This window comes from Pseudoduganella dura (assembly GCF_009727155.1).
In the GTDB taxonomy this organism is placed as follows: domain Bacteria; phylum Pseudomonadota; class Gammaproteobacteria; order Burkholderiales; family Burkholderiaceae_D; genus Rugamonas; species Rugamonas dura.
In genome coordinates this window covers 234,974-249,696 of the sequence record NZ_WNWM01000002.1, presented here as the reverse complement: position 1 = coordinate 249,696, position 14,723 = coordinate 234,974, and the positions used below count along the sequence as shown (strand labels likewise).

At 70.9% G+C, this 14,723-nt stretch carries 12 protein-coding genes; 9 read left to right on the top strand and 3 right to left on the bottom strand.

Annotated elements, in window-relative coordinates; translation table 11 throughout:
* The first annotated feature begins 169 nt into the window (after nucleotides 1-169).
* The 9 genes from GJV26_RS01230 to GJV26_RS01190 all read left to right on the top strand — a co-directional run bounded on the left by GJV26_RS01230 (nucleotide 170) and on the right by GJV26_RS01190 (nucleotide 10,688).
* A complete protein-coding gene (locus GJV26_RS01230) occupies nucleotides 170-1,405 on the top strand; it encodes a hypothetical protein (protein ID WP_155706963.1) in 1,236 nt (411 codons plus the stop codon).
* On the top strand, nucleotides 1,392-1,925 hold the full coding sequence (locus tag GJV26_RS01225) for a hypothetical protein (protein ID WP_229419132.1): 534 nt from the start codon (nucleotides 1,392-1,394) through the stop codon (nucleotides 1,923-1,925). The genes GJV26_RS01230 and GJV26_RS01225 overlap by 14 nt, the downstream gene beginning before the upstream one ends.
* The gene (locus tag GJV26_RS01220; protein WP_155706959.1) at nucleotides 1,922-2,983 is read left to right on the top strand and encodes a hypothetical protein; all 1,062 of its coding nucleotides are present in this window, start codon (nucleotides 1,922-1,924) and stop codon (nucleotides 2,981-2,983) included. The genes GJV26_RS01225 and GJV26_RS01220 overlap by 4 nt, the downstream gene beginning before the upstream one ends.
* Nucleotides 2,980-4,032 (top strand): hypothetical protein, encoded by a 1,053-nt coding sequence (locus GJV26_RS01215; RefSeq protein WP_155706957.1) that lies wholly within the window; start codon nucleotides 2,980-2,982, stop codon nucleotides 4,030-4,032. Before GJV26_RS01220 ends, GJV26_RS01215 begins: the two co-directional genes overlap by 4 nt.
* Before the next feature lie 119 nt (nucleotides 4,033-4,151).
* Nucleotides 4,152-6,434 (top strand): SPFH domain-containing protein, encoded by a 2,283-nt coding sequence (locus GJV26_RS01210; RefSeq protein ID WP_155706955.1) that lies wholly within the window; start codon nucleotides 4,152-4,154, stop codon nucleotides 6,432-6,434.
* A gap of 18 nt (nucleotides 6,435-6,452) precedes the next feature.
* The gene (locus GJV26_RS01205) at nucleotides 6,453-8,897 is read left to right on the top strand and encodes an SUMF1/EgtB/PvdO family nonheme iron enzyme (RefSeq protein ID WP_155706953.1); all 2,445 of its coding nucleotides are present in this window, start codon (nucleotides 6,453-6,455) and stop codon (nucleotides 8,895-8,897) included.
* A gap of 129 nt (nucleotides 8,898-9,026) precedes the next feature.
* Complete coding sequence (locus GJV26_RS01200; RefSeq protein WP_155706951.1) at nucleotides 9,027-9,425, top strand: OsmC family protein; 399 nt, start codon at nucleotides 9,027-9,029, stop codon at nucleotides 9,423-9,425.
* A gap of 4 nt (nucleotides 9,426-9,429) precedes the next feature.
* Entirely contained in the window at nucleotides 9,430-10,323 is an 894-nt protein-coding gene (locus GJV26_RS01195) for a pirin family protein (protein WP_155706949.1), read from the top strand.
* 47 nt (nucleotides 10,324-10,370) lie between these two features.
* On the top strand, nucleotides 10,371-10,688 hold the full coding sequence (locus GJV26_RS01190) for a YdhR family protein (RefSeq protein WP_155706947.1): 318 nt from the start codon (nucleotides 10,371-10,373) through the stop codon (nucleotides 10,686-10,688).
* Nucleotides 10,689-10,750: 62 nt separating this feature from the next.
* Here GJV26_RS01190 and GJV26_RS01185 read toward each other — a convergent pair whose 3' ends face one another.
* The 3 genes from GJV26_RS01185 to GJV26_RS01175 form a co-directional block, all read right to left on the bottom strand.
* Nucleotides 10,751-12,412, bottom strand: a complete 1,662-nt coding sequence (locus tag GJV26_RS01185; protein ID WP_155706945.1) for an FHA domain-containing protein — start codon at nucleotides 12,410-12,412, stop codon at nucleotides 10,751-10,753.
* Nucleotides 12,413-12,583: 171 nt separating this feature from the next.
* Nucleotides 12,584-13,066 (bottom strand): SH3 domain-containing protein, encoded by a 483-nt coding sequence (locus GJV26_RS01180; RefSeq protein ID WP_155706943.1) that lies wholly within the window; start codon nucleotides 13,064-13,066, stop codon nucleotides 12,584-12,586.
* 12 nt (nucleotides 13,067-13,078) lie between these two features.
* Nucleotides 13,079-14,722, bottom strand: a complete 1,644-nt coding sequence (locus tag GJV26_RS01175) for a hypothetical protein (RefSeq protein WP_155706941.1) — start codon at nucleotides 14,720-14,722, stop codon at nucleotides 13,079-13,081.
* Nucleotide 14,723 lies beyond the last annotated feature (1 nt).

Below are 14,723 nucleotides of genomic sequence, written 5' to 3'. Positions count from 1 at the left end.
GCGAAGGCGGCAGAACCGGCCCGGCTAACGGGGAACAGCGGTGAAAAGGGCGCCGTCCACGGCCGATTGAATGGCGCTCGTCCATGGCATGATGACGACTGGCCGCCGCCGGCCCGCCGACACCCGGCGACCCGGCGGCCTGGAATTGCATGAACCATCGCATGAAGTCATGAGGCTGCCAGGAACGCGCTACCAGGAACCCGGCTGGGAACAGGTGAGGAAGCTGCTCGGCCATGCGTCGCTCGTCGCGTTTCGCCAGTGCGAGCTGGTGCACCTGCTCGATCCCGCGCAGGGGGCGGCCATGCTGGACTGGTACACCGACGTGGTGGCTCACGCGCTGCGCGGCGCCGCCCGGTCGTCGCGGGGCACGGCCGCGGGCAACAGCTATGGCGACGGCGCCGGCGACCTGGCGCTCGCGCTGCTGTTCGAACTGCAGGCGCAGCCGGCGTTCTTCGCGGCGTTCGCCGCCGCTGTCACGGCCGAACATGCGAAGAGCGGCCCGTTCTGGCTGCACAGCGCCGGCGACGCGCTGTTGCGCAAGAAGGTCAACGACATGTTCGCCACGCTGCGCGACAAGGTCGATGCCGACAATTACCAGGCCGCCACCGGCCAGGCCTGCACGCCGAACCGCATCTACACCTACCGCATGCTCGACACCGCCTGCGCCGCGATCGCGCAGGTGTTCGCCGGCTGGCCGGGCACCGCCGGGCAGGTGGCGGCGATCCTCGGCCGCGAGGCGGATGGTATCCCGATCGAAGTGCGCCAGATGAAGTCGATCGCGCAATGCAAGGCCGCGTGGGTGATCAACTGGAGCGCGACCCTGGAGCGTTTCGGCGGCGCGCCCGGCCCGTTGCACACGAAATCGAAACGCTTTTCCAGCCTGCGCAACAGCCCGGAAAAGATCGCCGCCATGCTGGCCGAGATCGGCGATTACGAAGAGTTGTCCGGCAACCGGGACGGCGGCGAATGGCGCCAGGACGGCGACGATGCCGCCGCCTGGCTGGAAGACCTCGACCGCGTGGCGGCGCAAGCCCATGCCCGGGCAGGCCCTGACGGCATGCCCGACCGCATCCTGCCGCCGCCGGATCAGGATGCCGAGGCAGGGCAGGAAGAAGATCTTTGCGCCGCCCCCGGCTATGATGGCTTGCCCGGTCGCGCGGCCGCGCTGGCGGTATTGCGCGACGAGGCGTTGCCGGTGCGGCTGGCGGTTTTCCTGAAGCTGCTGGGCCCGTCGGACGACAGCTATCCGGACGACTGGCTGGACGAGGACACGGGCGAGCTGCCCACGCTGCAGCGGCTGGCGCAGCGGGGCGGCATGTCCGTGCCCACGCTGCGCAAGCGGCGCAATGCGGTGCTCGACCGCCTGTATGCGGGCAATCCCGCTGGAGAACATGATGAACCCTGATGCCAAACTGCGCGAACGTCTGCTGCTGGCGCGCCCGGCCCCCGGAGACCGCCCCATGCTGGCGGACGCCACGCTGCTGGCGGCGCTGGAAGGCACGCGCCCGTTGACGCCCGGCGAGCTGGCAGCGTTGCATGCGTCGCCCGTTACGCTGCGCCGCTTCCGCCACCTGGCGCTGGCACGCCGCCGCGGCGCGTGGCAATCGAGTGCCGGCATGCTGCGCGCCGCCGATACCGGCGAACTGCCGTCGCTGACGACCGACGACGGCCTGTGGACGCTGCATTTCCTGGCTTCCGGCGGCGGCTGGCAGGTCGTGCTGAAGCTCGATGCCGCCGCGCCGCCCGCCGGCGGCCTGCTGCGCGAGGCCGCCTTGTTGCGCGTGACGGACGGCGCCGGGGGCATCGTGCTGCAGGGCCGGCTCGATGCGGACGGGGAGTGCGAGCGCCGCTGGCCGTTCGGCACCGCGCCGGCCGAACACTTCCAGCGCCACGGCGCCGTCTTCGCCGTGACGGCGCTGGCATGACCGTCGGGCACGAGCCGGGGCCCCGCCGGCGCGAACCGTCGCTGCATGGCGGGGAGGCGGGCGGCGCGCCCGTCGCGGCATGCTGCGGCGACGCTGCGCCGCCGGCCGGCGCCACCGTCGTCGTGTTCGGCGCGGACGGCCAGGCGCGCCGCCCGGCGGCCTTCGGCGCCAGGGCGACCATGGCCGGCAAGGGCGAAACCGCATGGTGGTTCGACAGCGGCCCGCACACGATCGGGCTGGTACCGTTCGCCGGCGCGCCGGAACTCGGCCTGCGGCTGGCATTCGTCGTCGACGCCGCCGACCCGCGCCTGGCCCGCCAGCGCTTCGACCTGTTCCTGTTCAGCGAGGTGGCCGGACAGTGCGACCGCCTGCCGCTGGGCGATCTCGCCGGGCGCATCGAGCTCGCGCTGCGCGCCGCGCTGGACCAGGGCACGCTGGACCTGCCGCCCTGCACGTCGCTGGCGGAATGGAACGCGTTCCGCGCCGGCCTGGACGAACTGCTGTACATGCGCTTCGGCATCACGGTCGACGATTGCGTGCCCGTCGAGCTGGACGATGTCGATTTCGCCGGCATGCTGCGCGGGCGGGCGGCCGAGAGCATGCCACCCCGGCCAGCGGAGCCGCCGGAACCGCTGCCGCCGCCCGTGGCGGCACGGCCGCCGGACCCGGACGACGCAGCCGCGCTGCGCCGCCTGTTCCTGGAACTGCCCGATGCGGCGCGCGCGTTGCGAAGCCTGCCGGCGCCCGCCTTCGCGCTCCGCCAGGCGCTGTTGCAGCGGCTCGCGCTGGCCGCGCTGGACGTCAACACGATGCCGGCGCTGGCCTGGTCGGCGCCGGGGCATGCGCGCGGGCGCGACGAACAGCGGCGCCTGGGCGGCGCCAGCGCGGCCGCCGCGCGCGCACTCGACGAACTGTGGGCCCAGTTTGCCGCCATGAAGCGGACCAGCGGCGACGATACGGAACTGGAGCGGATCGTGGCCAACCTGGCATTCCACCTGGCCGGCCGCCGTGCCGATGCCGCGGCCGGCACCGGCGAGCGGCGGGAGATCGCGCCATGAACGGGCACCGCTACCCCGCCGGGCTGCCGATGCCGGCTGTTTGCCGCACGACGCTGCGCGACGGCCGCGTGCTGACGGTGACGGCCACCGTGCGCCCCCGTGCGGACCGGGCCGATGTCAAGTGCGTGGTGCCGGGGGCGCCCGCGCTCGGCGAGCGGATGGCGGAAGTGGTGCGCCTGGCCCGGTTGACGGAGCCACGCTTCGACAGCCGCGTGCAGGTGGTGCTCGGCATGGACGGCGTGCCCGCGCAGGGCGAACGCAACTGGGAGCTGGCCGCCGTGCTGGCGGACCGGATGGCGCGCGACGTGTGGCGGCCCGCCGCCGGGCTGGAAGAGGTGTCGGCGCTCGGCTGGTCCGAGGCGTGGCAGCTGGGCCGCGTGGACGGCTACGACGCGCCGCCCGCGCTGCCCGCGGCGCCGCCCGGCGCCGTGCTGCTGCTCGGCGGTGCGGACCTGCCGCATCTCGGCGCGCTGACGGGGCATGCCGATCCGGGTGCCGCCGTGTCGGCCGTGCGCGCCTGGTTCCCGTTGCACAGCGGCGGCATCAACGATGCGCTGGCATGGGTCGAGGTCAGCGTGAGCCCGCTGGACGGCGCGGAGGCCGGCGAAGAGGACACGATCGCGGCCGTGGGCGTAGGCGTGGATGCGGCCGTGCAGCAGGCCGTTCGCCAGGCGCTGGCCGGCGCCCGCCATTTCGACGGACGCGGGCTGGGGCGGTGGCGCACGGTCGTGCGGTTCGGCGAACCGCGCTTTGCCGGCGACTCGTACCAGCTCGCGCTGGTGATGGCCGACCGCCTTGCGCGCGGCCGCGAATTCGTGCCGCGCGGCCGGCTGATCGCCACGGGCAGCTCGGCCGCCTGGCATGCCGGGCAGGTCGATGCCGTGGCCGGGCTCGATGCCAAGGCGGCGCTGATCCTGGCCGAAGCGCGCGCCGGCGACCGCGTGCTGTTGCCGGCCGCCTGGGGGGCCGCACTGCCGCCGGGATGGATCGATGCATTGCGTGCCAAAGGCGCGTCGTGCGCCTGCGTCGAGCGCATCGGCGTGATATGAAACTTGCAACGATTATGCGATGCGTGATGCGCGATGCGCATTGGCAACGGAAGCGGAACAAACATGTCGCGCCTGTTAAAATTGCCGGGCGGCTCATGCTGAAAATGGAGGAAGCTGACATGTTCAAGATGTTCGGTATCGGTGGTGTCAAATGTCCCCGTTGCGGCCAGCGCGGCGGGGCTGCCGGCTACTGCGCGCAGTGCGGCCTGTCGCTGGGCGCGCCGCGCAGCGAGCCGGTACTGGTCGAGAACCGCTGGGTGCCCGCCGCGGACGAGCTGGCGGTGTACTTCGGCGTGCGCGAACTGTCGGGCATCTTCACGAAGACGCTGCGGGTGCCGGCCACCACGCGGGCCTATATCCTGCAGGGCAGCAGCGCCACCGAGGTGCCGCAGGGCGAATACGAACTGGAAGGTTTTTTCCAGCGCCTGAACAACCTGCTGCGTCACGAGCATGCTGAAATCCTGATCACCCGCACCACCCCGCTACCGGTCGCGTTCAACCTGTCGGACCTGCATACCGCCGAGCACCTGGCGGTGAACGCCAGCTTCACCGTCGGCATCAGGGTCGAACACGTGCCCGCATTCGCCCAGCATTTCATGACGGCGCCGGGCACCGTCACGACCCGCCACCTGCAGGCGCTGCTGCAGCAGTCGGTATGGCAGGTCGCCGCCGAATTCGTCGGCGCCCGCTCGATCCGCGAAATGAGCGCGAACCCCGACCTGCGCCTGCAGCTCGACGAGCGGCTGCAATCGTCGCTGAAGCTGCGCCTGGCCGAATTCGGGCTGGCCGCGGTGCAGGTGGAAACGCTGCAGCTCCGCCACGACAAGTACGATGCCAATCGCGAGCGGGTCGGCAGCCTGTGGCTGGTGGCCGACGAGCGGCACGTGGAGCTCGAGCATGCGAAGCAGCTCGATGAACTGTACGACGAGGAAGAATGGCTGGCGCTGGCGCGCGAAGAGCAGAACGCGCGCAGCCAGTACCGCCGCGCCGAACTGCGGCAGGATGCCGCCGTGGACAAGGCCGAGCTGTCGCTGCGCGAGGCCGAGCGCATGCAGGCGCTGCGCGCGCGCGAAATCGACCTGTATGCGCGCATCGTCGAATCGCGCACCCGCAAGGCCGCGTTCGACCGGGGGGCCGGCGCCGCGGCCGCCGAACTGGAACACGAGTTGGCGAAAACGGCGGCCACGCAGGCGGGGGAGGCCGCCGACTGGGAACACGTGCGGCAACTGGCCCAGATCCGCATGCGTACCGAGCTGGAAGTGGCGCAGCAGGAGGCGGTGGAGCAGCGTGCGCTGGCCCGGCAGCGGTTCACCCACCAGCTGCACGTGCAGCAGATCCGCAACCAGATGGAACAGGCGCTGGGGATCGAGGACGAATCCCGGCGCCGTGCCGAATCGCTGCGGCTGCAGCAGGCGTACCTGGAGGCACAGCGCCGCGAGGCGGAGATCGAGTCCGGGCACCACCAGGGCCGCCTGGAGGCGGTGGCGCTGGCCAACCTGGCCCGCAAGCGCGAGGCCGAGCGCATCCGCGACTGGGAAGAGGAACTGCACGTGGCGAAACGGCGCGAGCTGGCGCGTGGCGAGTCTGTCAAGGAGGTTTCGTCGCAGGTCGAAGTGGCCGGCATCGCGGCGCGGCTGGAGGAACTGCGCCGCACCGGCGCCAGTGCCGAAGCCGTGGCGCAGCATGAAAAGCTGCTGCGCACGATCGAGGCCGACGGCATCGCCCAGCGCCAGGTGCACGCCATCGCGCACGAGGCCGAGGAAAACCGCCTTGCCCTGAAGCTGCGCGAGCACGAGGCGCAGTGGCAGCAGCAGTTGCGCCAGCTGGAGCTGGAGCGCGAGGAGCGTTATGCGCGCGCACGTTCCGCCTACGAGACGCTGGTGGCGCAGCAGAACCATGCCGCCGAGCTGGCGCGCATCGAGATCGAGCGGATCGGCGCGATCGGCAACCTGTCCGATACCGGCAAGGTCGCGCTGGCGCCCACGGCCAACGCGCAGGCGCTGGCCCGGCTGCTGCAGGTGCAGGCGCAGTCGGCGATGAGCGCCGACGGGTTGCAGGCACTGGCGCTGGTGGTGGGCGCCGAGAACAGTGTCAGCCCGCTGGAAGCGATGCGGATGGCGCAGCAGGGCCTGGCCGATGAGCGCACGCGTGCCGACACGCAGCAGGACAAGGACCGCCAGCACCAGCTGGAACTGCTGAAGCTGCAGAACGCCGGCCATGCGAACGCGCTGGCGTCGCAGATGCAGCTCGGTGTCGGCGTGGCGCAGGCCGGCGCGCCGGTGCACCATCATCACGCCCTGGCGCAGGCGGGCCCGCGTGCGTGCGTCAACGGCCACCCGGTCCCGGCCGACAAGGCCGAGGCGAAATTCTGTGCGGAATGCGGCGTGCCGCTACGGCGCTGAAGGAACGGCAGCATATCGATGCAGACGGCAAGGGAAAAAATCCGCGAACTGCGCGCCCTTCACGACGACGGGCTGCTGTCGGCGGAAGAGTTCGAGCGGCGCAAGAACGCGATCCTGGACGCCGAATACACGCCCGGCGCCACCGCGCCGCCGCCGGCCCATGCCCATGCGGCGGTGCCGGCCCGCCAGGGCACCGAACTGGGGCTGATGGCCGGACAGGAGATCGGCCCGCAGCACCGGCGCTACCGGCTCGAACGGCTGATCGGCATGGGGGGCATGGGCCAGGTATGGCAGGCCACCGACCTGGCCACCCACGCCGAGCTCGGGCACAGCGAACAGGTGGCCGTGAAGATCCTGCCGCCGCAGCTCACGCAAAGCCCGGCCCATGCCCGCCTGCTGGTCGAGGAAGCCACGCAGGCGCGCCGGCTCGCGCACGACAACATCGTGCGCGTCTATGAATGGGCGCAGGACCCGGCCACGGCCAGCTACTTCATCATCATGGAATGCCTGGACGGGCAGGACCTCGATGCCTGGCTGGCAATCCACGGCCCGGTGCCGTTCGGCGAGGTGGAGCGCATCCTGCGGCCGGTCGCCAGCGCGCTGCAATACGCGTGGGACCGGCACCGCCTGGTGCATCGCGACCTCAAGCCGGGCAACGTGTTCCTGACCGCGCAGGGCGACATCAAGCTGCTGGACTTCGGCATCGCCGCGCGCTCGCGCGACGCCGATGCCGGCCTGCCGCAGGTGCCGAATGCCGGCACGGCGGGCTACCGCGCCCCGGAAACGGGCACGCAGCAGGCCAGGCCCACGCCGAAACTGGACGTGTACGCGGTGGCCGTGATGGTGTACCAGATGCTGGCCGGGGCGATCCCTTTCGACCCGCTCCGGGGCGTGCCGGCGCAGGCGCCGGGCCAGCCACCGGATCAGGCATCGAGCCAGCCGCCGGCCCGGTCGCCGCCGCCGGCGCCGCCCGGCCTGAACGAGGCGCAGTGGCAGGTGCTGCAAAAGGGCTTCGCGTTCGAAAGCGGTGCCCGGTTCGATTCGGTCACCGCGCTGCTCGATGCGTTGCGGCGCGCGGCCGGTCCATCGCCCGAGGAGCTGGCGGCGCAGGTGGCAGCGGCGGAACTGGAGGCGGAGCGCCGCGAGCACGAACGCCAGCGCGCCCAGCTGAAGGAAGCGCAGGAACGCCTGCACGCGGAGCAGCGGGCGCTGGAGCAGGCCAGGGTGCAGGAGGCGGAAGAGCAGCGCCGGCTGGGCATCCAGCGCCAGGTGGAAACGACGGCGCGGCGCCAGGCCGAGGCCCAGGCCGCGGCGCTGAAGAAGGTGCGGGAAGACCAGGTGCGGCGCGAGCTGGAGAAGCAGCGCGAGAAAGACCTGGAGCGGCAGCGCGAGAAACAGCGCCGCGTGGAAGCGGAGGCGGCGGCGCAGGCGCGCAAGGAGCAGCTGCGCCAGCAGCTGATCGCGCGCCGGGAGGCCGATGCCGCGAAGGCCCGCGCGATCGAGGAGGAACAGCAGCGCAAGGCGGCGCTGCTGAAGGCGCAGGCGGCCTACCGGGCGGAACAGGAACGTGCCCGCCGCGACCAGGCCGCGCGCAACGCCGCCGAGCTGGCGGCCTTGATGCCCTTCGCGGCCAGCCCCGTGGCCGATCCGAGCGGCGTGCTGCGCGACCGCTTCCTGGACGGCACGGCCGTGGGCCCCGACCTGGTGCTGATTCCGACCGGCCGCTTCCAGATGGGCGGCACCGAGCACGAGCACGTGGTGGCGCGCAAGGCCGGCGCGCAGGCCGCATGGCTCGCTCGCGAGCTGCCCACCCACTGGGTGGCCGTCGAACGCTCGTTCGCGCTGGGCCGCTACCCGGTCACCGTGGGCGAATGGCGCCGCTTCGTGCGCGCCACCGCATGGGAGTCGAAGCTCGACACCGACTGGGCGCAACCCGGCTTCGAACAGGATGACTGGCACCCGGTCGTCAACGTCAGCTGGCACGACGCGCAGCAGTATGTGCGCTGGCTGTCGGTGATGACGGGAGCGCCTTACCGGCTGCCGAGCGAAGCGGAATGGGAATACGCCTGCCGCGCGGGCACTCGCACCACGTTCTCGGTCGGCGACGAGATCGGCGCCGAATACGCGAACTACGACGCTCATTTTACGTATGGCAACGGAGTGCGGGGCGAATCGCGCGGCGGCACCTCGAAGGTCGGCAGTTTCCAGCCGAACGGGTGGGGCCTGTACGACATGCACGGCAACGTGTGGGAGTGGACCCAGGACCCTGCGCACGACGATTACGACGGCGCCCCGGCCGATGGCACCGCCTGGGAAGAGGGCGGCGACCCGGCACGGCGCATGGTGCGCGGCGGTGCCTGGCTGTACCCGCCGCGCTACCTGCGCTCGGCCGTGCGGAACGCCTTTTCGGCGGTGCTGTCCAACGACGTCGTGGGTTTCAGGGTGGCGCGGCGCCTGGGGTGATTTTCAAGGTGATCTTCAGGGTAATCCTTTGGGCAGTAGGCGAAATGGCAGGAGAGGTGTACATTCCGGAAAGGTGACCATTCCGCAAAGCTTGTTCATCCCGTACCTATCCATCCTGCAAGGACCACCATGCCCATTACCGTTCGCCGCGACACCACCCAGCCGATGCGCCATATCGTTCATGTACGCAACCACCTGATCCCGGCCGACGTGTCGCTGGAAGAAGGCGGCGCGGATGCCGGCCCGTCGCCGCACGACCTGTACGACGCCGCGCTGTCGTCATGCAAGGCGCTGACGGTGCTGTGGTACGCGAAGCGCAAGAACATCCCGGTGGACGATATCCAGGTCACGACCACGCGCGACGACAGCGAGGAACGCAAGGGCGTGTACCGCCTGGCCGTGGCGCTGCACCTGGTCGGCGACCTGTCCGAGGCGCAACGGGCCGAACTGCTGTCGGTGGCCGAGAAGTGCCCGGTGCACAAGCTGATGACCGCCGTGACCACCGAAGTCACCACCACGCTGGGGTAAGGCCATGAACATCGCGCACCTGATCAAGGGCCACGACAAGGATCTGGGCGGCGGCTTCATCGTGCGCCGCTACCTCCCTTCGGTCGTTAAGCAGGCCGTGGGGCCGTTCATCTTCTTCGACCACTTCGGCCCGCTCGACGTGCCGCTGGACGCGAACCATGACGTGCGGCCGCACCCGCACATCGGCCTGGCCACCGTGACCTACCTGTTCGAAGGGGCGATGGACCACCGCGACAGCATCGGCACGTACCAGCGCATCGAACCCGGCGCGATCAACTGGATGACGGCGGGGCGCGGCATCGTGCATTCCGAGCGCGCGCCGACCGACCTGAAGGGCAAGCCCCACCGCATGCACGGCCTGCAGCTGTGGGCCGCGCTGCCGAAGGCGCACGAAGAGGATGAGCCCAATTTCTCGCACACGCCCGCAGCCGATATTCCGGAGCTCACGGTCGACGGCGCCGCCGTGCGCGTGCTGATCGGCACGGCGTTCGGGCTCACGTCGCCGGTGCCCACCTACATGGAAACGCTGTATCTCGACGTGGTGCCGGAGCCGGGCCAGGAGCTTACGTTGCACGGGCTGCCCGCCGAGGCGGCGATCTATCCCGTGACCGGCAGCGTGGAAGTCGACGGCATCGCCGTGCCGCAGAATGCGATGGCCCTGCTCGATACGTCCACCGCGCCGCGCATCACGGCGGCGGCACCGGCGCGTTTCGTCGTCATCGGCGGCGCGCCGCTGGACGGGCAGCGCTACATGTTCTGGAATTTCGTGTCGTCGTCGAAGGAGCGCCTGGCGCAGGCGGCCGAAGACTGGGAAGCGGAGCGCTTTGCCCAGGTGCCGGGGGAAACCGAGCGCATTCCGCTGCCGAACAAGCCGAAGCCGCAGGGAACGTACCTGTAACAACCGAAGCGTGCAATAGACCCGAGACCTGAAACCTGGAGGCTGGAATGATCATCGCCATCACCGCGTTCAGATTGCCCGAGCCGATCAGCCCTGACGAAGCACGGCGGATCTTCCTGGGTACCGCCCCGACATACCAGGGCGTGCCCGGCCTGTTCAAGAAGTACTACGTGCTTTCCGAGGATGGCCTGACGGCCGGCGGTGTCTACCTGTGGAATTCGCGGGCGGAGGCGGAAGCGCTGTATACCGAAGCCTGGCGCACGTTCGTGCGGGAAAAGTACGGCATCGAACCGGTGGTCACGTACTTCGACAGCCCGGTCACGGTCGATAACGTGGCGCAGCGGATCGTCGCGGACGAGCGGTAGCCCCGGCCCTCCCTTCGGCAGTCACCCGTCCGGCTGCCGGGCTGCCAAGCTCCCCGATTTCCTCAGGCGGTGTGCATTTCTCCGGCCACCGTCCGCATCGCCACGCCCCCGGCTCGGATGACATAGCTCTCCGGATAGGGATCGGCGGCGAACCGCGTGTGCGATGGCATCCGGCTCAGCTTGTCGAGCTGCGCGTGCGGGCCCAGCGCGGTTTCCTTGCCCGTCACGGCATCGAGGTGCCAGAACCCGCCGTCGTGATGGAACAGCAGCGGCAGCGCGGCGGCAACGGGCGCGGCCTGCGTGCGCCGGATAGGGTAGCCCGGATGCGTATCGGGCGCCAGCACCACGAAGCATTCGGCGCATGCGCCCTCGTCGATGCGATGCAGGATCACGCCGTGCGGCATCAGCGCCGTCACTTCCAGCACGACGATGCCCTTGATGCTGGCGGACAGTTCGATCCTCATGCCGAGCCGCAGCGGGACCGGCTTGTGCTTGCCGGGCCAGACGCCGTCGAGCAGCAGGCCGTAGCGCGACACGTCCTCGATTTCAAAGCCGTGCGAGCCGCGGCGGACGACGGCATGCCGGCCGGACAGGCGGCGCGTCAGCCCGGCGGCGTCGATGCCGTCCGGGCCGTAATGATTCAGCAGCACGTCCGCTTCCGGATCCACGATTTCCATACGGCCGAACACGCACTCGCCGTGCGCGAACAGGCGGATATGGCGCTGCGCGCCCGCTTCCGGCGCCGCGTTCACGAACGTGGCGGCGCGGCTGGGGTGCGGGTGGGCGGGGCCGGTGTGCGGCATGTCGATCTCGATCAGGTCTTCATCCCACGCGATGGTGGAGAAGCCCAGGTCGACCTTGCCCTGCGGCGCGCCCACGTCCAGGTGCGCGATCCCGGCATTGCGGGCAGTGACGTCGATATCCATGCTGCCGCCGCCATGCCCGCCGTGGTCGGACACCCTGGCGATCGACGCGTCGTCCGCCATCACGCGCACGTTCTTGTGCGTCGAGAGGAAGATACGGTGGATCTCGGTCAGCGTGGCATCGAGGCGGGGCACCAGGATGACGAACGTGCATTCCCATTTGCGCACCGGCTGGCCCGGCTGCCGGCTCAGCACCTCGGTGTGGATCTGGTATTGCCCGTGTTCGCGGTCGCGCGACGAGAACTCGACGAAAACCGGGCGCCAGTCGCCATCCACGCAGCGGACGAATCGCTGGTCCGTCGCGCCTTGCCCGATCAGTTCGGAAGAAAGGCGGATGGCGAGCTGCGGCGCGCAGCCATCGGGCATGCCGCGCAGTTCCATCTTCAGGGTCTGGCGGCCGCCCGCCGCGCGGGGGTCGAAGCCGCTGATGTGCAGCTGCGGCCGCACCCGGATCGGCCTGGCGTAGCCGCCCGCGCCGACAGGCCGTTCCATGCCCGTCCTGGTGCCGTTGTCGCCGTCCTTGCGCACGTCCTGCACGACGGCATGGGGTGTCCGCGCGTTGCGCACGGCGGCCAGCAGCGCATAGCTCGACGCCGCACTGTCACCCGCGCTGCCATCCGTACCTGAACCGGCACCCGCATTTGCCGGTACACCCGCCGCTGCAACAATCTCCGACGTAACAGTCTCCGATGCAGGCTCGCGGCCCGCGGACGGCTGGCCGTGGCCGCCCTCGCAGGCGTGCTGGCCCGGCGCGACCCAGAAGGTGCAGTGCGGGTGATCGGTGTTGCGGCAAGTATTCATGACGGGCCAGGGACGGGACAAGGCAGACTGTACGCGCTTTTGCATCCTCTTGGCAACTCTGCGGTGCCCCGAACAGCAGGGCTTTTCGGCCCGTATTCGGCCCCTTCGTGCGACCCGTAGCGATCGTTCAACCTTGTCCGAAAACCCTTTCCGCCGCCTGCGTGCCGTTCCTTACTGCTCCGCGGCGCGGCGCAGCCACAGGCTGCTCGCCCAGCCCACGCCGGCCGCGCCGGCGCCGTCATAGCGGATCTGCCACCAGTCGCCGTCGCGGATACCGGTCGTCGTGACGAGCGACCCGGCCGGCACGACCGCCCGCCGGGCCGAAGCGACGCCCGCCGCGTCGCGCACATTCAGGTCGCGATGGACCCGGTAGCGCCGCCCCGCCACCGGCAAAAGTATGGATGCCTGTTGCGCCGGCGCGTCGGCCAGCCGGGATGCGGCGGCGATCGGCTGCGGCGCGGCCGCGAGGAAATGCAGCAGCAGCGCGCCGAATGCCCATGCGCCGCTGCCAAGGATGACAAGGCCGCGCGCCGTCGGCCGGCGCCACCAGCGCGCCGGGGTAAGGAGCGAGGCCAGCACCAGCGTCAGCCCCAGCCCGAGCGCGTAGGCGAGGGCGCCATGGTGGTCGGCCAGCTGGAAGTCGGAGAAAGACATCGCCCGCTCCGCTCAGGCGTCGAAGCGCAGCACGTAATGGCCGGCGACCACGTGATGGCCCGGCGGCAGCAGGAACGGCGCTCCTCCGTCCGTGCCGCTTTCGATCGCGCCCACGAAGCGCAGCTCGGCATCGAGGTGATACAGCGCCTGCGTGGCGGACTGTCGCGTGATGGACAGGCCCTGCGCCATGGCATCGAACGTGAACGCGGTACGCGACAGGCCGATGCGGTCCGGGCTGGCCGGCGCGGCGGCGCCGTCCCGTGCCGGCGAACCGTCCCGTGCCAGCAATTGCGGCACGTCGAGCACGCGCAGCGCGGCCAGCGCGGGCGTGCCGCGGCCGAAAGTGCCTTGCGTGACCGGCACCGCCACCGGCACCGGCAGCGCCACGATGGCGCTGTAGCGCTCCGCCATCCGCGGCGGCGCCGGCAGCACGCGGATGCTGCGCTCCCCGGCCGGCGCGAAGCTGGCGGGCAGCGCGATGCGCTCGCGGCCCGCCGGAGTGGCGGCGTGCAGCGTATCGTCGGCCTCGACGACCAGCGTCAGCACGCTGCCGGCCACAGCGCCTACGGCCAGCGTGCGGTCGAACGGTATCGACAGCGACGCGGCGCCCGTGCCGCGATAGCGGCTCAGGCGGGGCAGGGCGAGCGCGGCCAGCGTCAGGCGCTGGCGGGCGCCCGGGGCGAACGTGGCATCCGTCTGGCCCGCGTGTGACCCCGCACGGCCGGCGGCCGGCTGCGGCAGGGCCGTGCCCTGGTCGTCCGCGGCGGGCCCGGTGAGCACCGGCCCGGCCTGACGGCCGTTCGCGGGCATGCCGGACGGCGTTCCCGGCCGCACCGGCGGCATCGCACGCGGTTGCCATACGGCGGGCGGTGCCGGCCGCGTCTCCAACTGCGCCGCCGATTGCGTCGCCGGCCGGCTTATCGGCTGAACCGTCGGCTGAACACCCTGCATCCCGCCGGCACGGGTCACCTTCAGCAGCAGCCGCGCGCCCTGCGGATCGCCCTTGCGCGTGACAACGTAATATCCCTGGTGCTCGTCGAGCCGGTATTCCAGCGCATCCTTGGGCCGCACCTGCAGTTCCGGCCGGGCATCCGGACCGTCATTGATCAGCAACAGCTTGCCGACGGCGCCGAACGGCCAGCCCGGCACGCTGCCTTCGTCGATCACGGCGAGCCGCTGGCCCGGGTAAACGGGGCAGACGGGTTTCCACACCGCCGAATCGGCCGATGCGCCAACGTTGAAGAGCACCTTCTCGTCCGGCCCCGGCAGGTAGACGGCGTGGCCGAAGCGCACCTCGATCTCGCCGGCCCGCAGGTCTTCGGCGCCGGTCACGTGGTAGCGCACCTGGTCGGCGCCGAGCAGGTCGCCGAAATCCTTCTGGTGCAGGGCCGCCAACGACTGCGCCAGGTCGCGGGCCCGGTTGCCGCGGGTGAGGTGGTAGTCGTCGTCGACGTCTTCCTGCGGCAGGCGCAGCGTGATGTGCGAGAAGCAGCGCGTGGCGGCGCGGCCGCGCTGCTCGCGCGGACAGCGTTCCAGCAGGTCGCGCAGCAGCGGGCGGCGCGCGAACAGCGCCAGCCCCGGCGCCTGCCAGATCGCCTCGGCGTTGAATACGTCGGCAATGCGGCCCAGGACTTCGTGTTGGACATAGATCGGCATG